This window comes from Photobacterium sp. AWH4_225, assembly GCF_056158405.1.
In genome coordinates this window covers 2828375-2850937 of record NZ_JBSWTF010000001.1, presented here as the reverse complement: position 1 = coordinate 2850937, position 22563 = coordinate 2828375, and the positions used below count along the sequence as shown (strand labels likewise).

General features: G+C 50.9%; 22 protein-coding genes. 15 read left to right on the top strand and 7 right to left on the bottom strand.

Annotation, left to right across the window (positions count from 1 at the left end; translation table 11 throughout):
• Nucleotides 1-50 precede the first annotated feature (50 nt).
• From aroA to ACXAD4_RS13225, 8 genes are all read left to right on the top strand, one after another.
• On the top strand, nt 51-1331 hold the full coding sequence (gene aroA / locus ACXAD4_RS13260) for a 3-phosphoshikimate 1-carboxyvinyltransferase (protein ID WP_475241995.1): 1281 nt from the start codon (nt 51-53) through the stop codon (nt 1329-1331).
• A 217-nt stretch (nt 1332-1548) separates the two neighbouring features.
• The gene (cmk, locus tag ACXAD4_RS13255) at nt 1549-2232 is read left to right on the top strand and encodes a (d)CMP kinase (RefSeq protein WP_475241993.1); all 684 of its coding nucleotides are present in this window, start codon (nt 1549-1551) and stop codon (nt 2230-2232) included.
• Between the two features lie 100 nt (nt 2233-2332).
• Nucleotides 2333-4003, top strand: a complete 1671-nt coding sequence (gene rpsA / locus ACXAD4_RS13250) for a 30S ribosomal protein S1 (protein ID WP_475241992.1) — start codon at nt 2333-2335, stop codon at nt 4001-4003.
• Between the two features lie 72 nt (nt 4004-4075).
• Nucleotides 4076-4366, top strand: coding sequence for an integration host factor subunit beta (gene ihfB / locus ACXAD4_RS13245; RefSeq protein ID WP_039468048.1), 291 nt, complete (start codon nt 4076-4078; stop codon nt 4364-4366).
• Between the two features lie 205 nt (nt 4367-4571).
• The gene (locus tag ACXAD4_RS13240) at nt 4572-4856 is read left to right on the top strand and encodes a LapA family protein (protein WP_317522160.1); all 285 of its coding nucleotides are present in this window, start codon (nt 4572-4574) and stop codon (nt 4854-4856) included.
• Between the two features lie 6 nt (nt 4857-4862).
• Entirely contained in the window at nt 4863-6032 is a 1170-nt protein-coding gene (gene lapB / locus ACXAD4_RS13235; RefSeq protein WP_475241990.1) for a lipopolysaccharide assembly protein LapB, read from the top strand.
• Nucleotides 6033-6343: 311 nt separating this feature from the next.
• Nucleotides 6344-7039: an orotidine-5'-phosphate decarboxylase gene (gene pyrF / locus ACXAD4_RS13230; RefSeq protein ID WP_475241989.1), complete on the top strand. Its 696-nt coding sequence runs from the start codon at nt 6344-6346 to the stop codon at nt 7037-7039.
• A 141-nt stretch (nt 7040-7180) separates the two neighbouring features.
• Nucleotides 7181-8446: an MgtC/SapB family protein gene (locus ACXAD4_RS13225; RefSeq protein WP_475241987.1), complete on the top strand. Its 1266-nt coding sequence runs from the start codon at nt 7181-7183 to the stop codon at nt 8444-8446.
• Nucleotides 8447-8527: 81 nt separating this feature from the next.
• On the opposite strand, the gene ACXAD4_RS13220 is transcribed toward ACXAD4_RS13225, so the two are convergent.
• The 6 genes from ACXAD4_RS13220 to pspF form a co-directional block, all read right to left on the bottom strand.
• Nucleotides 8528-9352, bottom strand: a complete 825-nt coding sequence (locus tag ACXAD4_RS13220) for a peptide ABC transporter ATP-binding protein (protein ID WP_475241986.1) — start codon at nt 9350-9352, stop codon at nt 8528-8530.
• Nucleotides 9349-10350: a peptide ABC transporter ATP-binding protein gene (locus ACXAD4_RS13215; RefSeq protein WP_107299216.1), complete on the bottom strand. Its 1002-nt coding sequence runs from the start codon at nt 10348-10350 to the stop codon at nt 9349-9351. Before ACXAD4_RS13215 ends, ACXAD4_RS13220 begins: the two co-directional genes overlap by 4 nt.
• Entirely contained in the window at nt 10350-11237 is an 888-nt protein-coding gene (gene sapC, locus ACXAD4_RS13210) for a putrescine export ABC transporter permease SapC (protein ID WP_317522154.1), read from the bottom strand. The genes ACXAD4_RS13215 and sapC overlap by 1 nt, the downstream gene beginning before the upstream one ends.
• Entirely contained in the window at nt 11224-12186 is a 963-nt protein-coding gene (locus ACXAD4_RS13205) for an ABC transporter permease (RefSeq protein WP_475241984.1), read from the bottom strand. Before ACXAD4_RS13205 ends, sapC begins: the two co-directional genes overlap by 14 nt.
• A gap of 1 nt (nt 12187) precedes the next feature.
• On the bottom strand, nt 12188-13816 hold the full coding sequence (gene sapA / locus ACXAD4_RS13200) for an ABC transporter substrate-binding protein SapA (RefSeq protein ID WP_475241982.1): 1629 nt from the start codon (nt 13814-13816) through the stop codon (nt 12188-12190).
• 182 nt (nt 13817-13998) lie between these two features.
• The gene (pspF, locus tag ACXAD4_RS13195) at nt 13999-15021 is read right to left on the bottom strand and encodes a phage shock protein operon transcriptional activator (protein WP_475241981.1); all 1023 of its coding nucleotides are present in this window, start codon (nt 15019-15021) and stop codon (nt 13999-14001) included.
• Nucleotides 15022-15192: 171 nt separating this feature from the next.
• On the opposite strand from pspF, the gene pspA reads away from it, so the two are divergent.
• From pspA to tyrR, 6 genes are all read left to right on the top strand, one after another.
• A complete protein-coding gene (gene pspA / locus ACXAD4_RS13190; RefSeq protein ID WP_317522150.1) occupies nt 15193-15858 on the top strand; it encodes a phage shock protein PspA in 666 nt (221 codons plus the stop codon).
• Nucleotides 15859-15948: 90 nt separating this feature from the next.
• Nucleotides 15949-16179, top strand: coding sequence for an envelope stress response membrane protein PspB (pspB, locus tag ACXAD4_RS13185; RefSeq protein ID WP_475241980.1), 231 nt, complete (start codon nt 15949-15951; stop codon nt 16177-16179).
• Nucleotides 16176-16562, top strand: a complete 387-nt coding sequence (gene pspC / locus ACXAD4_RS13180) for an envelope stress response membrane protein PspC (protein WP_475241978.1) — start codon at nt 16176-16178, stop codon at nt 16560-16562. The genes pspB and pspC overlap by 4 nt, the downstream gene beginning before the upstream one ends.
• A gap of 192 nt (nt 16563-16754) precedes the next feature.
• Nucleotides 16755-18152, top strand: coding sequence for a YcjX family GTP-binding protein (locus ACXAD4_RS13175; RefSeq protein WP_475241977.1), 1398 nt, complete (start codon nt 16755-16757; stop codon nt 18150-18152).
• Nucleotides 18149-19189, top strand: a complete 1041-nt coding sequence (locus tag ACXAD4_RS13170) for a YcjF family protein (RefSeq protein WP_475241975.1) — start codon at nt 18149-18151, stop codon at nt 19187-19189. The genes ACXAD4_RS13175 and ACXAD4_RS13170 overlap by 4 nt, the downstream gene beginning before the upstream one ends.
• A 163-nt stretch (nt 19190-19352) precedes the next feature.
• Complete coding sequence (gene tyrR / locus ACXAD4_RS13165; protein ID WP_317522145.1) at nt 19353-20888, top strand: transcriptional regulator TyrR; 1536 nt, start codon at nt 19353-19355, stop codon at nt 20886-20888.
• 359 nt (nt 20889-21247) lie between these two features.
• On the opposite strand, the gene ACXAD4_RS13160 is transcribed toward tyrR, so the two are convergent.
• A complete protein-coding gene (locus tag ACXAD4_RS13160; RefSeq protein WP_475241974.1) occupies nt 21248-21772 on the bottom strand; it encodes a methylated-DNA--[protein]-cysteine S-methyltransferase in 525 nt (174 codons plus the stop codon).
• 123 nt (nt 21773-21895) lie between these two features.
• Here ACXAD4_RS13160 and rimJ point away from each other — a divergent pair, with 123 nt between their 5' ends.
• Nucleotides 21896-22477: a ribosomal protein S5-alanine N-acetyltransferase gene (gene rimJ, locus ACXAD4_RS13155; protein ID WP_475241972.1), complete on the top strand. Its 582-nt coding sequence runs from the start codon at nt 21896-21898 to the stop codon at nt 22475-22477.
• Nucleotides 22478-22563 lie beyond the last annotated feature (86 nt).

The following is a 22563-nucleotide window of genomic DNA, read 5'->3' as shown; positions in this document are numbered from 1 at the left end:
ATTGGTTAATCTGCTTGAACTGCGACCAAACAGGATTAATGAAATAACAGATGGAAAGTTTAACGTTACAGCCGATCAGTAAGATTAATGGCACCGTGAATCTGCCAGGTTCCAAAAGCGTCTCGAACCGAGCTCTGCTATTGGCGGCGTTAGCAAACGGCACCACCCGACTGACTAACCTCCTTGATAGTGATGATATCCGTCATATGCTAACAGCCCTGACCAAGCTGGGAGTGAGCTATCAGCTGTCTGATGACAAAACCGTTTGTGAAGTAACTGGCCTAGGTGGAGCGTTCAAGCCAACCGAGGCGATGGAACTCTTCTTGGGGAATGCCGGCACCGCGATGCGCCCGTTGGCGGCGGCACTGTGCCTTGGTGATGGCGAGTTCGTCCTGACCGGTGAGCCGCGCATGAAAGAGCGCCCAATCGGCCACTTGGTGGATGCGCTGCGTACCGCAGGTGCAGAAATCACTTACCTTGAGAATGACAACTACCCACCACTTAAGATCAAAGGCACAGGCCTGACAGGTGGCGAAGTGGAAATTGATGGTTCGATTTCGAGTCAGTTCCTCACCGCATTCTTGATGTCGGCGCCGCTAGCCTCGGCAGATACGGTGATCCGCATTAAAGGTGAGCTGGTATCGAAGCCGTATATTGATATCACCCTGCATATCATGGCTCAGTTCGGTGTCGAGGTGGAGAACCGCGATTACCAGGAGTTTGTGGTGAAAGGTAACCAGGCTTACCAGGCACCGGGTGACTTCTTGGTTGAAGGTGATGCTTCATCGGCGTCATACTTCCTAGCGGCGGCAGCGATTAAAGGCGGTGAAGTGAAAGTGACCGGTATTGGCAAGAAGAGTATCCAGGGTGATGTTCAATTTGCTGATGCGCTAGCGGCAATGGGCGCTGAAATCGAGTGGGGCGATGATTATGTGATTGCCCGTCGTGGTGAGCTTAAAGCGGTTGATCTTGATTTTAATCATATCCCAGATGCGGCGATGACGATTGCTACCGCGGCGCTGTTTGCCGAAGGCACTACGTCGATTCGCAATGTTTACAACTGGCGTGTGAAGGAAACTGACCGTCTGGCTGCGATGGCAACTGAACTGCGCAAAGTAGGTGCTGAAGTGGAAGAAGGTGAAGACTACATCACGATTACTCCGCCTGCACAGCTTACCCATGCTGCTATTGATACTTACGATGATCACCGTATGGCAATGTGCTTCTCGCTGGTGGCACTGAGTGATACGCCGGTGACGATTAACGATCCTAAGTGTACCTCCAAGACCTTCCCGGACTACTTCGACAAGCTGGCGATTTTGAGCAACTAATTGGCAAAATCATCAATAGTCGTGACAAACCCGCCACCTGGCGGGTTTTGTTTTTTCCTTCTCAGTATTTGTCCCAAAGCCGGATTACTGATTGGTATCACAACTTTTTTCTCGTATAATATGCCCCCGTTTGAGAGCGGTAATAAGTATCGGTATGTCCCTGCAGGCGTGTCGATGGGTATTACTGCTTAGATTTAAACAAGTTTGGAGATTACCTATGTCTACTCACGCGCCAGTGATCACTGTCGATGGACCAAGCGGTGCCGGCAAAGGCACGCTATGTATGCTGTTGGCAGAAAAACTGGGCTGGAAGCTATTGGACTCTGGTGCCATCTACCGTGTGCTGGCGCTTGCTGCGTTGCACCACGGTGTTGACCTTGAGTCTGAAGACGCACTTGTACCTTTGGCTGCTCACCTGGATGTGCAGTTTGTGGCTGAAGGTGAGTTGGTAAAGGTGATTCTTGAAGGGGAAGACGTATCGGGTGAGCTTCGTAAGGAAGAAACCGGTATGGCGGCCTCTAAGGTGGCTGCATTGCCGCGTGTGCGTGAAGCCTTGCTTCGTCGCCAGCGTGCTTTCAGCGAGGCACCGGGTCTGGTCGCGGACGGCCGTGACATGGGCACCGTGGTGTTCCCTCAGGCAGAAGTCAAGATCTTTCTCGATGCCAGTGCTGAAGAACGTGCGAATCGTCGCATGAACCAGTTGCAACAGAAAGGGTTAGATGTTAACTTTGACCACCTTTTGAAAGAAATTCAGGAACGTGACGACCGAGATCGCAACCGTGCGGTCGCGCCGTTACGTCCCGCGGCTGATGCATTGGTGCTAGACTCTACAGAGATGTCTATCGATCAAGTCATCGAACAGGCATTGGCCCATATTGAAACGAAATTGTCTGTCGAATAATTCGGCATGATGGCGTCGGTGTCACGGATGATAACTGACATTACTACCAACCCCATGCGGTAGGATACCCATGGTTGTTAATCACATTGAAGATTAAATAATGACTGAATCTTTTGCTCTACTTTTTGAAGAGTCTCTAAACGAACTAGAAACACGTCCAGGCGCGATCGTTAAAGGTACTGTTGTAGCTATCGAAAACGGTTACGTACTAGTTGACGCAGGCCTTAAGTCTGAGTCTTCTATCCCTGCTGATGAATTCAAGAACGCTGCTGGCGAAATTGAAATCGAAGTTGGTGCTGAAGTTGACGTTGCACTAGACGCAGTTGAAGACGGCTTTGGTGAGACTAAACTTTCTCGCGAGAAAGCTAAGCGCCACGAAGCTTGGATCGTTCTTGAAAAAGCTTACGAAGACGCTGAAACTGTTGTTGGTATCATCAACGGTAAAGTTAAGGGCGGCTTCACAGTTGAACTTAACGGCATCCGTGCGTTCCTACCAGGTTCTCTAGTAGACGTACGTCCAGTTCGTGACACTGCTCACCTAGAAAACAAAGAGCTAGAGTTCAAAGTAATCAAGCTAGACCAGAAGCGTAACAACGTAGTTGTTTCTCGTCGCGCAGTTATCGAATCTGAAAACAGCGTTGAGCGTGATGAACTTCTTGCTTCTCTACAGGAAGGCATGGAAGTTAAAGGTATCGTTAAGAACCTTACTGACTACGGTGCGTTCGTTGATCTTGGTGGTGTTGACGGTCTTCTACACATCACTGACATGGCTTGGAAGCGCGTTAAACACCCATCTGAAATCGTTAATGTTGGCGACGAGATCAACGTTAAAGTTCTTAAGTTCGACCGTGAGCGTACTCGCGTATCACTAGGTCTTAAGCAGCTAGGCGAAGATCCATGGGTAGCTATCGCTAAGCGTTACCCAGAAGGTACTAAGCTTTCTGGCCGCGTAACTAACCTAACTGACTACGGCTGCTTCGTTGAAATCGAAGAAGGCGTTGAAGGTCTTGTACACGTTTCTGAGATGGATTGGACTAACAAGAACATCCACCCATCTAAAGTTGTTAACGTGGGCGACGAAGTTGAAGTTATGGTTCTTGATATCGACGAAGAACGTCGTCGTATCAGCCTAGGTCTTAAGCAGTGTAAAGCTAACCCATGGCAGTCATTCGCAGAAATGCAAGCTAAGGGCGATCGCGTAACTGGTAAGATCAAGTCTATCACTGACTTCGGTATCTTCATCGGTCTTGAAGGCGGCATCGACGGTCTAGTTCACCTATCTGACATTTCTTGGAATGTTGCAGGTGAAGACGCAGTTCGTGACTTCAAGAAAGGCGACGAAATCTCTGCAGTTGTTCTAGCAGTTGACGCTGAGCGTGAGCGTATCTCTCTAGGTATCAAGCAGATCGAAGAAGACCCATTCAACGGCTACGTTGCAGTTAACAAGAAAGGTGCTCTAGTTACTGGTACTGTTACTGCAGTTGACGCGAAAGGCGCAACTATCGAGCTAGCTGAAGGTGTTGAAGGTTACCTACGTGCTTCTGAAGCATCAGTTGACCGTGTTGAAGACGCAACTCTAGTTCTTTCTGTTGGCGATTCTGTTGAAGCTAAATTCACAGGCGTTGACCGTAAGAACCGCGTAATCAACCTATCTGTTCGCGCTAAAGACGTTGCTGAAGAGCAAGAAGCTATGGCTAACCTGAACAAGCAAGAAGATGCTTCTTTCGGTAACGCAATGGCTGACGCTTTCAAAGCGGCTAAAGGCGAATAATTGAGCTCGGGGGGATCACTTTTCCCCCCAAGCGGTTATACTATTGAGAAACATACTAAAAACGGAGTGTTTATGACAAAGTCTGAATTAATTGAAAGACTATGTAGTCAACAAACACATCTTTCTGCCAAACAGGTAGAAGATGCAATTAAGGAAATCCTTGAGCATATGGCTACGACACTTGCTGAAGGTGACCGTATCGAAATCCGTGGCTTTGGTAGCTTCTCTTTGCATTACCGCGCTCCACGTGTAGGTCGAAACCCGAAAACAGGTGACAAAGTTGAGCTGGACGGCAAGTACGTTCCTCACTTCAAGCCAGGTAAGGAATTGCGCGACCGTGTTAACCAGTCTATTGCTAGTTAAGCACGTTTAGAACAAAAAAACGGCATGCTGTTAAGTATGCCGTTTTTTTATGCGTATTGATCATGGTCTGATGAGGCAAAATCTTGCATAATCAGGCCATACCCATCTGTGCTTATACCAGATGTTTTTTCGGTTTAGGGGCATTGCCTTTACCAGATAGGTATCATCTAAAATCTACATTTCGTTCAAGTGAGAAGGATTCACGATGAAGATACTGACTGTACTCTTACTGGCTGCGTGTTTCTTGGTTACCCTAGCGTTGGGTGCCCAAAATCAGCAGTTGGTTAACTTTGACTTTCTGATCGCCCAGGGAGAACTCCAGCTTTCCACATTGCTGGGTATTGCCTTCGGTTCCGGGTTTGTGATCGGCTGGCTGATCTGTGGCCTGCTATACCTTAAAGCCCGCTTCACCAAAAACCGCCTGAGCAAGAAAGTACAAAAGCAGCAACAAGAATTGGATCAGCTACGCGCCGAGCCAATTAAGGAATAACATTTAATGCTAGAACTGTTGTTCCTGCTATTGCCTATCGCAGCCGCCTACGGCTGGTACATGGGTAACAGGAGCGCTAGTAACAAGCAACAAGAGCAGTCTCATCATATGTCACGTCAGTACGTGACAGGCCTGAACCTGCTGTTGTCGGACCAATCCGACAAAGCAGTGGATGTGTTTATTGAGTTGCTCCAGGTTGATAGTGAAACCATCGATACTCACCTGGCTTTGGGAAATCTGTTCCGGAGCCGGGGAGAAGTTGATCGTGCAATTCGTATCCACCAAAATTTGATTGCCCGCCCCAACCTTACTATCGACCAGCGTAATCTTGCTTTGCAGCAGCTGGCGCAGGACTACATGGCAGCTGGTTTTTTTGACCGCGCCGAGAAGATCTTCGAACAGCTACTGGATGAACCAGACCACCGTAAAGGCGCACTTCAGCAACTTCTGACCATTTATCAACAGACCAGGGAATGGGAAAAGGCCATTAATATTGCCAACCATCTGGTCAAGATGGGCAAGAGTAAGCTCAAGCATGATATCGCCCATTACTGGTGTGAAATGGCGATGCTCGAAATGAGCGCCCAGAACCCGGATAAAGCAAAACAGCTACTGAAGAAGTCGCTATCAGCAGACAAGACCTGTGTTAGAGCCAGTATTATGCTGGCAAAGATCTTGATTGCCGAAGAGGACTTCAAAGCCGCTGCTAAGCAATTGGAGCGTGTGGCCGAGCAAGACATTGAATTCATCGGTGAAGCGCTGCCGCTCTTGTTGCAGTGCTATGAAGCGATGGACAATGAATCTGCTTGGCTCAAGTATCTGCGCTACTGTGTCGAACAGAAGGCAGGCTCGACGGCAGAACTTATGCTAGCCGATGAGATTGCCAAGCGGGAAGGGGCAACCATGGCCCAGACCTTTATGACCCGTCAGTTGCAGAAGAACCCGACTATGAAGGGCTTTTACCAGTTGATGGACTATCATTTGGACGAAGCTGAGGACGGCAGGGCAAAAGACAGTTTGACCACACTGCGTGGCTTGGTTGGAGAGCAGCTTAAAATTAAGCCTCATTACCGTTGTCGCCAATGTGGGTTTGCTACCCATTCCCTGTATTGGCAATGTCCTTCCTGCAAAGGGTGGGGTGCCATTAAGCCAATACGTGGATTGGATGGTGAATAAGCACAAGATGACCGTGTAAATTACATTGAAAAGCCCGCTTGAAGCTCAAGTGGGCTTTTTTTGTAATAAAACTATGCTATTTTGACCTCAAACGAGCTAGTTAAATAATTTAGGTTGAATTTATATAAAGCAAAACACCTTAAAAAATATTCTCCCTATATCAAACGATTGGCTACTTGTATTGAGTGTAACTTTTGGCTGTTTGGTGTGAAATATCAATTAATACTCGATAAAAAACTATTTTGCTGTACAATCCTGAGCGCGCTCAGCAAGCTGGGCTAGTTTGACCTTATAACTAAGCAGGAGATGCCATGTTAGATCCAAAAGTAATTGTCGCTCTCGACTACCCAAGCCAAGACGAAGCGTTAGCCTTTGTTGACCGAATTGAACCGGGAAGTTGCCGATTGAAAGTTGGCAAAGAGATGTTTACTTTTTTTGGCCCTGACTTTGTGCGTAAGCTGCATGAGCGGGGCCATTCTGTATTTCTCGATTTGAAATTCCACGATATCCCGAACACTTGCTCACGCGCTGTGGCGGCAGCGGCCGATCTGGGTGTGTGGATGGTGAACGTACATGCTAGCGGTGGCGAGCGTATGATGACGGCGTCTCGTGAAATCCTTGAGCCGTTTGGCAAAGATCGCCCGTTACTTATCGGTGTGACGGTTCTGACCAGTATGGAAGCCTCAGACCTTCAGGGGATTGGCATCACGGCAGAGCCAAAAGATCATGTTTTGAACCTTGCTCGCCTGACCAAAAACAGTGGTCTTGATGGGGTAGTATGTTCAGCACACGAGTCGACCATGCTGAAGACTGAGCTGGGCAGTGAGTTTAAGCTGGTTACTCCTGGTATTCGTCCTGCAGGCAGCGCTGCTGGCGACCAACGCCGAGTAATGACCCCTGTTGAAGCCGTTCAGGCTGGCTCTGATTACTTGGTGATCGGCCGTCCAATTACCAAAGCCGCTGATCCGGCAGCGGTACTGGCGGAAATCAACAAGACGCTGGCGTAAGCGCCTGCTAACAAATACCAGAGAATACAGGCCCTCATCGAGGGCCTGTTTTTTTATGTCTACCAAAAACGTGACAAACCAAGCAGTTACCTTTTACAGACAGACCTAAACTAAAAAGTGTGGGTCATTGAGGTCACTGACATGGACTCGGAGCTTGCGTTAACTTCCCCCTATATCCGGTTGGGCATCGCCTTGTTGCTTGGTGCCATCATAGGTATCCAACGAGGCTGGGTTGATCGAAACGAAGCGGCCGGGAGCCGCATTGCCGGGATCAGAACCTATTCGCTGGTTGGCTTGCTAGGTGGGATTTGCGGCCTGCTGGCCGAACTGTTTTCTGAGCTTTTTCTGGGCTTATCGTTTGTTGCCCTGACCATAGTATTGACTGTCGCCTACTCGCAACGGCTCAAATGGCAAACCAATCTTAGTATCACTGGCTTGGTGGGCACCTTAATTACCTTCCTCCTCGGCGCGTTGGCGATTGTTGGGGAACCTGCGCTGGCGATCTCTGCTGCGGTGATCACCGCAATTATCCTCGACAACAAACAAGAGCTGCACAATGCATTGCAACGATTGCAGGAGTATGAGCTTGATGCTGCGCTTCGTTTGCTACTTATCTCAGTAGTAATGCTGCCACTGTTGCCCAATGAGCCGATGGGGCCATGGGGAGCGATAAACCCCTATGAGATTTGGTGGATGGTGGTGTTGATTGCCGGGATCTCTTTTGTCGGCTACTTCGCGATGAAAATCGGTGGAGCGCAAAAGGGGATCCTGCTGACATGCCTATTCGCGGGGCTTAGCTCATCGACAGCACTGACTTTGCAATTCTCCCACCTGTCAAAACAGCAGCCCCAGCTCAATGGGTTGCTGGCTAGTGGCATCTTGCTTAGCTGCGGTACCATGTTTCCTCGTATCTTGTTCGTCTGCTCGGTGGTTAACCGGCAACTGATTGAGTTGCTGTGGCTACCTATGCTACTGATGATGCTTGGCTTCTACCTTCCAGCTTGGTGGATATGGCAGCGTAACAAGGCTGAGGGTCAAACCAGTCCTGAAATGAAGCAAAATCCGCTGGCACTGACGTCTGCCCTTGGATTCGGCCTGATTTTGATGTTGATTATTCTGTTGGCCAATGGTCTTCAAGAATGGTTTGGTGATACCGGTACCCTGGCACTGGCTGCGATTTCGGGGATCACCGATGTGGATGCCATCACCCTGGCCCTAGGAAGACAAAGTGCCGGTGGCGAGATGCTTGCCCTTGCTGCGATGGGGATCTTTATTGCCGCAGCCGTTAACAGCTTGGTGAAAATGGGCATGGCTTGGTTCATCGGTGAGCAGGGCTTGCGTAAGTATGTTGCCTTGCCCGTCATTGGTTCGGTATTACTGGGTGGTTTGGCTGTGCTTCTGGTTTGAGGAGCTAGGGTGTTGGGCGGGGTATTGCGTATACAGGTAACAAAAACGGGCATGTCGCCCGTTTTCATGTTACCTGCTTTGTTAGCACTCGATTTTTGGCGTTGCCCGGCTGATCCGGTTGCTTCGGTCATGGGACGGTGCTGAGAAATGGCTATCAAGCAGCTTTTGGGTTAACGCATGTTGCGGGCTGTTGAACACCTCATCCGTTTTACCTTGCTCAACAATTTCGCCATGCTGCATTACAATGATTTTATCCGAGAAGTGCTTAATCACCCCCATATGCTGGGATACGTAGATATATGACAGGCCCATCTCTTCCTGAAGCTCTAGCAACAGGTTGAGGATTTGCGAACGCATCGACATGTCCAGTCCATTCAGCGCTTCGTCGGCGACAATGATACAAGGTTGAAGGATAAGTGCACGGGCGAGCGAGACACGTTGCTTCTGACCGGTAGCCAGCATTTGCGGATAGAAATACGCATGCTCCGGCAGCAAACCGACTCGTTTTAGTGTTTCCATGATCCGGCGCTCACGGGCTTGCGGCGTCATGTTGGTATTTCGCTTCAGCGGCCCCTCAAGGATCTTGCCGATTTGGATCCTAGGGTTAAGCGAGGTGTTGGGATCTTGGAAGATCATCCTGATCAGCTTACAGCGGGTTTGAAAGTCGCGATGTGCCAGCGGCTCGCCGTTTACCCGGATAACGCCTTCGGTCGGCTCGACCACCCCAGCAAGCATACGTGCCAGGGTTGATTTACCCGAGCCGTTTTCACCCATAAAGGCAATAGTTTCGCCTGCTTCTAGGCTGAATGAGACCGGTTTTACGGCCTCAATAGTTCGGCGGCGGAATAGTCCTGAGCGGTAGTGGTAGTCTTTCTTCAGGTTCTCGACTTCAAGTAACGCACTCATTTGGTATTGCTCTCCATGTTCAGAGGGAAGTGGCAGCTGAACTTGTGATTCTTGATTTTTCTGCGTTTCGGTACTTCGACACATTTTCGCTGGGCGTGCGGACAGCGAGGCCCCAATCGGCAGCCAATTGGCAAATGCTGCAGTGGCGGGATAGAGCCCGGCAGAGTTTCCAGTTTGCTCTTGTGGGCAAGCTTGTCGAGGTTGAAGTCCGGCATAGCCCGCAATAATGCTTCGGTATACGGGTGGTGCGGTGACTCCAGCAGCTGCTGGCGATTCGCAGACTCTACGGATTGACCACAGTACATCACGGTGATCCTGTCTGCCCACTGGGTGACGGTAGTCAGATCGTGACTGACCAACAAAATCGTAGTATTGCCAAGCTGATTCATCCGGCTTAGCAGGCGGAAAATCTGTGCCTGAGTGATCGGGTCAAGGTCATTGGTCGGCTCATCGGCAATAAGCAGGCGAGGGCGGTTGGCAATGGCCATGGCGATCATGACCTTCTGACACTCACCGTCGGTCAGCTCGTAAGGGTAGCTGCGCATCACGCGGCGGTGATCTTTAATACCTACTTTGTGCAGCAGGGCAATCGCCTGCTTCTGGCGCCAGTGGAAGCGCTGCCAGAAATAACCGTCGAATGATGATGACGGGATCGCTTCTTCCAATTGCTCACCGACTTTTTCTGACGGATCAAGGCAGGAGGACGGCTCCTGGAAAATCATTGCGATCTCGCGCCCGACTACGCGGCGACGTTCACGTGGTGACAGGGTCAGCAGATCAATGTCTCCCAGACGGAGGCGATCGGCACTCACACGCCAGTTGCTCTTGGTTACCCCGGCAATGGCTTTGGCGACTAGGCTTTTACCCGAGCCGGATTCACCTACCAAACCACGGATCTCACCTTCGTTAATCGTTAGGCTCATGCGGTCTACCGCTTTCACCATGCCCTGTGGTGTATCGATCTCAATAGTCAGGTTTCGAATATCTAATAGTGGCATCAGTCAATCCCCGCGTTAATGGCTTGGCGGAGTCCTTCTCCTACTAAGTTTACTACCAAAACACTGAATGTAATGGCCAGTCCCGGTAAGGTGACGGTCCATGGTGCAAGGTAAATCAGTTCAATGGAGTCGCCCAGCATCGCACCCCATTCCGGCATCGGGGCTTGGGCACCGAGGCCGAGGAAGCCCAGTGCGGCAATATCGAGGATGGCGATGGAAATCGCCCGGGTGAACTCATTGGTCAGCACGGTCAGGATATTGGGTAAAATAGAGTTGTACAGCAGGTAGAAATCGTTGGCGCCATCTAGGCGGGCGGCCATGATGTAGTCTTTTTCTACCTCGTTGTGTACCGCCGTGTAGACCGCACGGATGAATCGTGGGATCAACGCTAACCAGATAGCAAGCAAGATATTGGTCTCTCCCGGTCCCATGTACGCGACAACAATAATGGCCAGCAGTAGGGAAGGAATAGAGAGCACGGTATCAAGCACGTGATTGAGGAAACTGGACTTCAACCCTCGAGTCATACCAGCCAACACACCGATCAGGATACCGATGGCAGCCGATGCCAACGCCACTAAAACTGCGTAACCAAACGTCAGGCGCGAGCCGAGCAGCAAGCGGCTGAGCATATCGCGGCCGAGATCGTCGGTACCGAAGAAGTATTCGACTTTACCTGCAGTATCCCATGACGGTGGCATCAGAAGTTCGCCGACCTGGCTGAACGAATCATAAGGTGTCAGCCAAGGGGCCAGTAGCGTGATCAGGGTGAGTAGCACCAAACACCACAGGCCAAACATGGCTAGGGAGTTGTTTCTGAAATTTTGCCAAGCTCGCTCGAGCTGGGTCGGGATCTTAGTCTCCTGATAGATGTTATTTGATAGCATACCATTCCTTGCGAACCAGTGGATTGACAAAGGCACCGGCCAAGTCAGACAGGATGTTGGCAATCAGAATAAAGCTACCGACGGTGATCACACCGGCCTGGATAGCGACATAGTTCTGGGTTGAGATGGCATCGAGCAACCAGCGCCCGATCCCCGGCCAGTTGAAAATAGACTCAGTCAGCATGGCGAAGGTCATCATGGTCGAAAATTGCATACCCAGTTTCGGGATAATCGGCGGAATGGCGTTTCTCAGTACATGGCGGGTGATGATTTCAAACATCGACAGGCCTTTGGTTTGCGCCACCTTGATAAAGTTCTGCTCCATGACGTCCGATACCGAGGCTCGGGTCAGGCGGATCACTTCGGTGGTCGGTGCCATTGCTAGCACAACAGTTGGTAACACCAAGTGCCTGATGGTATCCATCAAGGCTTCTGCACGGTACGGCTTGTCAGACAGCATCACATCGATAAGTGCTACACCGGTAACGTGGTCAATTTCATACAGTAGGCTGTAGCGACCAGATACAGGTAGCCAGCCTAGCTCCAACGAGAACAGCATGATCAGCAGCATTGCCAGCCAGAACAGCGGGATAGAGTAGCCGACCAGAGTAATCGATGAGATGGCGGTATCAATGTACTTACCGCGCTTGACACCGGCAAGGGTACCAACAGGGATACCGATGATCAGTGATAGCACAAAGGCGAAGAAGCTCAGTTCAAGGGTGGCCGGAAAGACTGCCATGACCTCGTTGACGATAGGCTCGCCCTGGAGGTTCAGCCCCAAGTGACCTGATATCAGGTTGTCGAGATAGATAGCCCAACCGGAGAAAAAGGGTTGGGTACTCCAGAGTGATGCACTATCGAGGCGCAAGATGCTGTAGCCGATCAAGGTTAAGATCAGCAGGGTGATCAGGAAAAGGTTTAGCCTACGGATGGTATAGATAAACATATTAGATCTCGCTCCGGCGGAAGACTGTCGAGAAGGAGCGGGTGCCAAATGGGCTCATCTGCAATCCCTCAAGGGAGCGGTGATGGACCTGGAAGTGGACGCCATGGGCCAGCGGGACAATCGGTACCTCGGTGTCCAAGATATCTTGGGCAAGGTGGTAGTAATTGAGGCGCTGGTTAAGTTTCGGGGTGCGAGAGGCCAGCTCCAGCAGGTTATCAAAGCTGAGGTTGCACCAGTTCGCTACATTCAGGCCGGCTTGCTTGGCATCGCAAGAGAGCAGCGGGCGCAGGAAGTTATCCGGATCGCCGTTGTCTGCTACCCAGCCGGTCAGGATTAAATCACTGTTGAATTTGTCGATGGCACTGAAGCGATTGACTGTATCTTGGGTAATAATGTCGACCTTGACGCCGACCGCATTGAGATCGGCTTGGATTAACTCAGCGGTTTTTCTCGGGCTCGGGTTATACGGGCGAGGCTCAAGCGGTACCCATAGGGTCAGGCTGAGGTTCTTCTCAAAACCAGCTTCTTTGAGCAAGGTACGGGCTTTAACCGGGTCATAGTCCAGCGCCTGGCTGCCGTGGTTATAGGCCCAGGACATCGGCGGCAGGATACTGCGGGCCTTGGTGCCTGTTCCGTAGTAAACCGAATTGAGCAGGTTCTCACGGTTAATGGCATGGTTGATCGCCTTGCGGACCCGGACATCGCTGAGCTCTGGCTGGTTGTTATCCAGTGCCAAGAAAGCCACATTCATGCCGGTTTGGGCATTGAGGTTGAAGTCATCGTCAGCACTGATGATAGGCAGCTGGCTGGCGACCGGCGATGACAATACATCACACTCATTGCTCAGCAATTTAGCCAGTGTTCCGGTACCGCGGCTGGCAATATCGAACACCACCTGCTCCATCGGCGCGGCGCCCAGCCAGTAGCCTTCATGGCGGTTTAGGCGGACAAAGTCATTGGCTTGGTAGCTGTCGAGATAAAACGGCCCGGTACCGACAGGAAGAGAGTCCAATTGATCGGGTTTGCCGGCACGTAGGGTCTGCTCGGCGTACTCCTGCGAGTGGATAACTGCGTAGGTTGTCGCTAAGTTGGACAAAAAGGCGTTATCAGGTCGGCTGAGGGTAAATCTTACCGTAAGCGGGTCAACCACCTCGATATCTTCAATCAGGTTAGCAAAGCCCTGGCTGTCAAACCACGGGTAGCGACCGCCGGATACCGAATGAAAAGGGTGATCAGGCTTGATGACTCGCTTAAAGCTAAACACTACATCCTGAGCATTGAACTGGCGCGTCGGTGTAAACCAATCGGTTGTCTGAAACTCGATTCCTTCTCGCAGGGTAAAGGTATACACCAAGCCATCGTCGCTGATAGTCCAGCCATTGGCCAGTGATGGCAGTGGTTGATGGCTGACAGGATCAAGCAGTAACAGGCGATCGAAGAGTTGCGCAGCCAAGGTATCAGCCGTCAATCCACCGTCGATTAACTGTGGATTAAAGGTGGTTGGCTTATCTTGTCCGCAATAGACGAAGCCGCGGCTGCGAATATCGCTATCCTGCTGCGGGTCATCACTACAGCCAATCAGGCCGGCAAGGCTGACGCACACAAGCAAAAGACGAGTATAGGCGCTCATAGGATAAGGAAATTTTTTGGAAACAAGATTATAAATTTACCATTAACCCACTCTGTCACCAAGCCACCTCACTAAAATACCTGTTATTTCTGGGCTCTTTATGGCCAGAAAGTGTGCAAATTGTGCTTCTATGCCCGACGGCATATCTCGCAGCCCTATCAGTAATAGTGTTTGCGTGGGGCTTACTCGTTGCCAACCAGTTGGTATTTGCGCAGCAGCCCCCTCAGTTGATGGTAGCTCAAGCTGAGTAATTCAGCGGCCTTGCGTTGATTAAACTGTGCTTGTTCAAGGGCCTGCTGCAATATGGCAACCTCCTGATCTTGTTGCCACTGACGGAAATCAAGGGGGAATGCCCAGTCTGCGCTGCTTATCGCGTTTAATGGACTCGTTTCTGACTGGTCTGCGAGTGTGTGTTGCTCATCATCTTGTGCCCAAGGTGGCCTGAACGGGTCGATGATGATGGTATCGACCGGCTCATCTTCCTGGCTATGGCGAAATACCGAGCGTTCCACTACATTTTTCAACTCTCGGATATTGCCCGGCCACGGGTAGCTCTGCAGTTGCTGTTGAGCATGTTGGCTGAAACCGGCAAAAAAGCTGAAGTTGAGCTCGCGGCACATCTTCACTGCGTAGTATTCAGCCAGTGGCAGAATATCTTCCTGACGCTCACGGAGGGGAGGCAGGTGGATGATGTCGAAGGCCAGCCGGTCGAGTAAATCCGAGCGGAATTTTCCGTCAGCAGCCAGTTGCGGCAGGTTTTCGTTGGTCGCGCAGATCAAGCGGACATTGGCTTGGCAGGTTTTGCTGCCGCCTACTCGCTCGTATTCGCCGTATTCAATGACCCTTAGCAGTTTCTCCTGCACACCCATAGGCGCCGTCGCCAACTCATCGAGAAATAAAGTGCCGTTCTCTGCTCGTTCAAAACGCCCTTGGTGACGGCCTTTCGCGCCGGTAAATGAGCCTGCTTCATGGCCGAACAGTTCCGAATCAATTACGCCTTCGCTTAATGCCGCGCAGTTAAGTGAAACCAGTGGTTGGTCCCAGCGGCGGGACAGATAATGCAGGCGTTGGGCAATCAGCTCTTTACCAGTTCCCCGCTCACCGATGATCAGGATAGGGCGATCCAGTGGGGCAAGGCGGGAAGTTTGATCCAGAACCGTGAGAAAAGCCTCTGACTCGCCGATCAGATTATCTGTTTTGCGCATGGTTAATCTCGCTAATAGTTGGCGTAATTAGTTACACCTTAGCAGGCGGGCTGTCGAGGTGTAAAGGTAACTCCATGATATATAAAAGACAAAAAGTTGGCATGCTTGTTGTAATAGTAGATGCAGTCACAGTAATGGGACCGAACGCAAATAAATCTAGGAGATGTAATTATGGGCATTTTTTCTCGCTTTGCTGACATTGTTAACGCCAACGTCAACTCTTTGTTGGATAAGGCTGAAGATCCTCAGAAAATGATCCGTCTTATCATCCAGGAGATGGAAGACACGCTGGTAGAAGTTCGTACTTCTTCAGCGCGTGCTTTGGCTGACAAGAAGGAGCTACAGCGTCGTATTCAGGCTATCGAATCACAAAGCCGTGATTGGCAGGAAAAAGCCACTCTGGCGATTCAGAAAGGCCGTGAAGATCTTGCTCGTGCCGCTTTGATTGAAAAGCAGAAGCTGAACGATGTTGCGCTGACTTTGCACGAAGAATATAAGCTGGTGGAAGAAACCATTGAAAAGTTGGCGGCAGAAGTGGCTGAGTTAGAACGTAAGCTGCAGGAAACCCGAGCTCGCCAGCAGGCGTTGGTAATGCGCCACAAGGCTGCCGATACCCGCCGTGATGTGCGTCGCCAGCTGGATACCGGCAAGGTAGATGAAGCACTATCAAAATTCGAGCAATACGAACGCCGTATCGATGAGATGGAAGCAGAAGCTGACAGCTACAGCATCGGTCGCGGTAAGAATCTGCAAGACGAGTTTGCCGATCTGCAAGCACAAGACGAAATCGAAAAAGAGCTTGAGCGCATGAAAGCCAACCTCAAGGACAAAGAGTAATTCACCTTAATGGATATTGGTTGTTATGATGGCTGTAGCTATTGTGACAATCTAATGAATTGAATCTGCGCGAATTAAAGGAGAAAAATAATGTCTATGGGGTTTATTGTTTGGCCGTTAGTCGTATTCATGATCTTTGTTGCCCCGCTGTGGTTGATCCTCCACTATCGTAGCAAGAAGCACGCAAGTGAAGGGCTGTCTGGTGATGACCAGCAGAAGCTGCAGGAGCTGGTGGCTCGCGCAGAGCAGATGCAAGAGCGGATTGTCACCTTGGAGCGAATTCTGGATGCGGAAGTGCCGCAGTGGAGGCGTAAATCATGAGTAAAACCCTCTATCGCGATCCGAAAAACGGCAAGTTAGGTGGCGTTTGTGCCGGTGTTGCAGAATACTTTGGTATGGAAATCTGGTTGGTGAGGATCCTCACTGTGTCAGCGTTTTTACTTGGGGTAGGCTTCTTCGTCACCGTGGCCTATATTGCAGCCTGTTTCATCCTTGAAAAGATGCCGGAAGAGCGGAGCCAGCAACAGACCATCTTCCGCGAGCATCATGTCAAGCAGAAGCCCTGGCAAGCAGGAAAACCTGCAGGGCAAATTCTGCAGAATGTCGAAGTCGAACTCGACAAAATAGAGCAGGAACTGCGAGATATGGAGTCCTATGTCACTTCCTCGGCCTTTAAGGTGGATCGCGAGTTCCGCAACCTCTAGCGGGCAGGTACGCACGAAAGCAGGCAATCGCCTGCTTTTCTTTTTCCGGCAAGGAACATTTTCTTTTTATAAACAAAGAGTTTGTACCCGGTGATAGGTGAACGTGATGGTTCATCAAGGGTTAATACCGGCCAGCGTATATTTTAGTTATGGGCCGTTTCGTGCTGTGAGTGAATTTTTTCAGGAAAGTTTATGAATCGATTTAGCAATGGATTGAACAAACTGGTGAACCGGAGTTTAGACCGCCATGTCCGTTTGGCGGTGACGGGCCTGTCCCGGGCGGGTAAGACTGCTTTCATTACTTCACTGGTCAATCAGCTTATGCATGTGAGCACCAATCCAAGGTTGCCACTTTTCACCGCTGTCAGGGATGATCAGCTATTGGGCGCCAAGCGGGTGCCGCAAATTGATATGCATGTGCCGAAGTTTGCCTATGAAGAGGGCATGGGCGCTTTGTTATCGGCACCGCCAAGCTGGCCCGAGCCGACCCGAGATGTTAGCCAGACCCGCTTGGCCCTGCGCTACAAGCCGCAGCGTGGGCCGATGAAGCTGCTGCAAGATACTGCCACCTTGTATCTAGATATTGTTGATTACCCTGGTGAGTGGCTATTGGATTTGCCACTGCTGGAATTGGACTTTATGGCGTGGTCGCGCCAGCAAGCCCAAATCTTGAAAGGCAAGCGTGCCGAGCTTGCAGCTGATTGGCTGGTGATGGCCGAGGAGTTTGATCCTCTGGCACCGGCTGATGAGCCGATGATAGAGCGTATCTCGGCGCGATTTACCGAGTACTTGTACAAGTGCAAAGCCGAAGGTGGCCTGCATTGGGTACAGCCGGGGCGTTTTGTATTGCCGGGCGAACTGGCTGGTGCACCGGTACTGCAGTTCTTCCCTATGGTTTGGCTGGAGAAAATCACTGAGCAACAGTGGAATGATGCCAGTGATGAAACCAACCTCGGTATGCTAAAGAGCCGCTACCGCTATTATCAGCAGCACGTGGTGAAGGCATTTTATAAAGAGCATTTTTCCAAGTTTGACCGCCAGATCATCCTGGTTGACTGCTTGCAGCCGCTCAATGCCGGGCCTGAGTCTTTCAATGATATGCGTCAGGCTCTGGATCAGTTAATGCAGAGCTTCCGTTACGGCCGCAGCTCGATGCTAAAGCGTCTGTTCTCGCCACGAATAGATAAGGTGCTGTTTGCCGCGACCAAGGCAGATCATGTTACGCCGGAGCAGCACCCCAACCTAGTCAGTTTGCTGCAGCAACTGGTGAACGAAGCATGGCAGACCGCGTCGTTCGAGGGGATCAAGATGGATTGTGTCAGTCTGTCGTCAATTCAGGCCACCGAGCCGGGCTTTGTTGACTACCATGGCCGTCAGGTTCCCGCACTGAGGGGGCATCAGCTTGACGGGCAAGCCAAAACCTTGTTTCCCGGTGAAGTACCGCGCCGATTGCCGAATGATGCCTTTTGGCAGCAGTCAGGCTTTGATTTTATTAATTTCCGTCCGCTTGAAATGCAAAGCGACGAGCCATTGCCGCATATCCGAATGGATAAGGCGATGGAGTATCTGCTAGGGGACAAACTGCAATGAGTGAGCCGCTGAAAAGTAAAATTGTCTTTGATGAACCGGTCAAACCCGAGCCGGCTTCCGCCGAAGTAGAGTTGACCTCCCAGCTCCAGTTTGCCGAGCAGGAAAAGAGCTTTTTGCCAGAGGCGACAGACAACGACCAAGCCGAGGTCGAAGTTGAACTCGATAGGGCACTGCGTGGCAAGCCTAAACGCCGCGCAGGTTGGCTAAAGGGTTTGTTGGTCGCAGGTGCTGCAATGGTGGGCTGGCAGACGGTAGATTACGTCGTGACGGCCTATCAGGGGGGGGACTGGTTGGCCCTTGGTTGGAGTGTGATTGTTGCCGGTATTGCCGGCGCCGGTATTACCGCGCTGGGCCGTGAGCTACTGAGCCTTCGCCGCTTAAAGCAGCGCCAGAGCGAGCGCGAACAGGCGCAGGCATTGCTCGAAGCTGACGGTATCGGCCAGGCCAAGGCGTTTTGTACCAAGCTGGCGAAACAGGGCAAGATCATGGAGGAGCATGCTGGCTATGACAAGTGGCTCAGCTCTTTGGCGGCCACCCATAATGACCGTGAAGTGATGCAACTATACGACCGTATGGTATTGGGCCAGCAAGATAAGCTTGCACGTAAATTGGTGGCGAAGTACGCCAGCGAAGCCGCTGTGATGGTCGCGGTCAGCCCACTTGCCTTGGCTGATATGCTGCTGGTGGCCTGGCGTAACTTCCGCTTGATTGACCAGATCTCCAAAGTGTATGGCGTTGAGCTGGGTTATTGGTCGCGGATCAAATTGGTGAAACTGGTGTTGGCCAACATGGCTGTAGCCGGTGCCAGTGAGGTGATTGCCGATAGCGGAATGGATATGCTGTCGATGGACTTGGCGGGAAGAATGTCTACCCGGGTTGCGCAAGGTGTCGGGGTAGGTTTGTTGACTGGCCGTTTGGGGCTCAAGGCGATCAGCTTAATGCGGCCAATGCCGTGGCAGCCTGAGCAGCAGCCTAAACTGAGTGAAATCCGCAAGGATCTGTTGAGCAGGTTGACCCATAAGGAACGCCAAGACTAAGACGAAGATAAAACATGAAGGCCCATTACGGGCCTTTATTTTTCTGGCGATGGATTGATAGTGCGCAACCTCTCAGGTACGGACGTCAATGACTTGACTCCACTACGGGTAAAGCGCAAACTTCTTGTGTCAACAATTCCTGACACCTTGGAAGATAATAAATATGAGGCTACAAGTCTTTTGTGAAGACCGACTTGGCATGACCCGAGAGTTGCTGGATATCCTTGCGAGCCGGCAAATTGACTTGCGGGGCATTGAAATTGACCGGGTTGGGATTATTTACCTGAATTGCCCTGAAATTGAATTCGAGCAGTTCAGCCAGTTGATGTCGCAGATCCGCCAATTGGACGGGGTAACAGATGTCAGAAAGATCCAGTTCATGCCGAGTGAGCGTGAACATAAAGAACTAAAAGCATTGCTGGAAGCCTTACCTGATCCGTTTTTCTCTGTTAGCTTGCAAGGCAAGATTGACCTCGCCAATGATGCTGCAGAGGTACTGCTTGGCAAAAGCCGAGAAGAGATTGTCGGTGAACATATTCAGACCTTTGTTGGTTTCAATATTCACAATTGGCTCGAGAAAGAGAAGGCGAGCCGTCGCAGTGAACTGGTGGTGTTGTCCGGCCTTGATTACATGATGGAAATCATGCCGGTGTATGTCACCGACGAGACCGAGGAGCAGGTACTGGCCAGTGCGGTTATCTTGCTGAAATCCCTATCGGAAGCCAAGATGCCATTGGCGATGCGCCAGCTCAGCGGCGATAACGGTTTCGAGCACCTCGTGGGCCAGTCATCTCGCTTCAAGCAGTTGGTTTCCCAGGCCAAGAAGCTGGCGATGCTGGATGCACCGCTGCTTATCCAGGGTGAAACCGGTACGGGTAAGGAAATGCTGGCGCGAGCCTGTCATCAACGCTCGCTGCGCCGCGATAACCCGTTCTTGCTGGTTAACTGTATGTCGATGCCAGACAACGCGGCAGAAACTGAACTGTTCGGTATGGCCGCAACAGCCACCGAGCCGGGTAAGAAAGGTATCTTCGAGCAGGCCGATGGTGGTATCGCCTTCCTGTACGAAGTAGGCGAGATGTCCGAACATCTGCAAATCAAACTGCTTCGCTTCCTACAGGACGGTACATTCCGTCGTGTCGGCGAAGAGAAGGAAATGAAGGTTGATGTGCGGGTGATTTGCTCGACCCAGAAGAAGTTACCTGAACTGGTCGCGACAGGGCAATTTAGGGAAGATCTCTACTATCGCCTCAATGTTCTGGCGTTGAACGTACCGCCGCTTCGCGAGCGAACCGCTGATATTGTGCCTCTCGCTGATCTGTTCCTGAGCCAGTTTGCCCAGGAGTTGCAGCAGCCTAAGCCGTCTATCTCGCCAGAGGTCGCCCAGTATCTGAGTCAGTATGCGTGGCCGGGTAATATTCGCCAACTGCGCAATGTCCTGTTCCGCGCGATGACGCAGCTGGAGGGGACGGAAATCAGCGTGGATGATATCCAGTTGCCGGAAAACGAGTCGGCAACGGTGATCAGCGAGGAAACCTTGGATGGCTCGCTGGATGAAATCATGAAGCGCTATGAGTCGGGGATCCTCAACAGCCTCTACCGTAGCTACCCGTCAACCCGTAAGCTGGCGAAAAGGTTAGGTGTCTCGCACACCGCCGTTGCTAATAAGCTACGTGAGTATGGGATCGGAAAACACTAAGTTGCCGATTTAGTAATTGATATAATGTCAAAGGGAGCCTGAGTGCTTCCTTTGTCTTTTTTAGGTCCTATGGTACTGAGGTCCTATGGTTTGAAGAGCGGCAATGTGGTGCTATGGCACTAAGGTTCTATGGGGTAAAAGCGGAATTCTGGAAATTAGCAACACTGCCGTTTTTAAGTAGTAGGCTTTGATTCTTATATGGATATTTGATTTAGAATCATAGCTTGACCGTGAAGTTTCGCTCGGGGAGTATCCCCACAGAACCACAGAACCACAGAACCACAGAACCACAGAACCACAGAACCACAGAACCACAGAACCACAGAACCACAGAACCACAGAACCACAGAACCACTCAATTACTTCAACAACTTCAGCTTCCCTTGCTCCAGCTCTCTAAGCTGGCAGATCAGGTCTTGGCCATAGCGGCAGCTTTGCTGCGCTTCTACTTCGGTGGCGACTCGGTGGCACGGGATGATAATCGGGATAGGGTTGACGTTTTTGGCCATGCCGATGGCGAGGACGGCAGTCGAATGCTCGATGTGGGTGGCGATTTGTTGGTAAGAGCGATGGCTGTTGTAGGGAATTTCGCTAATGGCTTGCCACACTTGTTGCTGGAAGTCGGTACCGGGAGGTGCGAGGGGAATGGTGAATTGTTTTCTTTTTCCGTCGAGGTATTCAGCTAGCTGGATGATATAAGGAGCCATGAAGTCCGGGTCATGTTCCCAGTTGCTGTCGGGAGAAAATCCGCCACTGGCGATAGTTAGTTGTCTTAATCCCTGCTCGTCTGCTAATAAGTATATCTTTCCCAATACCGTATCAAGGTGGTCGTAATACATAATCATCACTGTGTTGGTTAGCGTCAAACGCGGCGCGGCTATCACAATGATAGCTCAAACATAGGGGCAAATCTTTGTCCTGAAATAAGTTTATCGTCCGGGTGTATTCATCGTTGATTGGCTGTGCTAACGTTTCAACATCGCATGTAGCATAAGGATGATGTGCTGTTGTTTCATTCTATTATCAGCCGGGCAACGTCAATCGATATTGGCGATGCGACTGTCCGGCTTATTACCACCAAAGATGTGGCGGCCATTACCGCATACTACCAACGTAACAGGGCGTTCCTTCAGCCTTGGGAGCCGTTGCGTGAAGAAGCTTTTTTTACCGAAACCGGGTGGCATCGTCGCCTTGAGCAACTGATGCAGTTACACAAGCATAAAATGGCTTACTACTTTGTGATCCAACAAAAAGGCAGTGACGAGATATGCGGTGTGGTCAATTACAGTAACCTCGTACGGCATCCATTCCATGCTTGCCATGTTGGTTATTCGCTGGATCAGGATTGCCAGGGGCAGGGCTTAATGAGCAGATCGCTGGCTGCTGCCAACCGCTGGATGTTCGAGGATCAGAGTTTCCACCGTATTATGGCGGCTTATATGCCGCGCAATGCCAAGAGTGCTGCGGTACTGGAAAAATGCGGTTTTGAGATTGAGGGAGAGGCGAAGGACTATTTGCTGATCAACGGTAAGTGGGAAGACCATATTCTGACCGCTTGTATCAATGAAGACTGGACGATGCCGATTTAATTCCAAGCTATCGATGAGTCATGTCGCAAACAAAAAACGAGAGCCAAGTGGCTCTCGTTTTGGTTATAGGCATATCCAATGCCAAG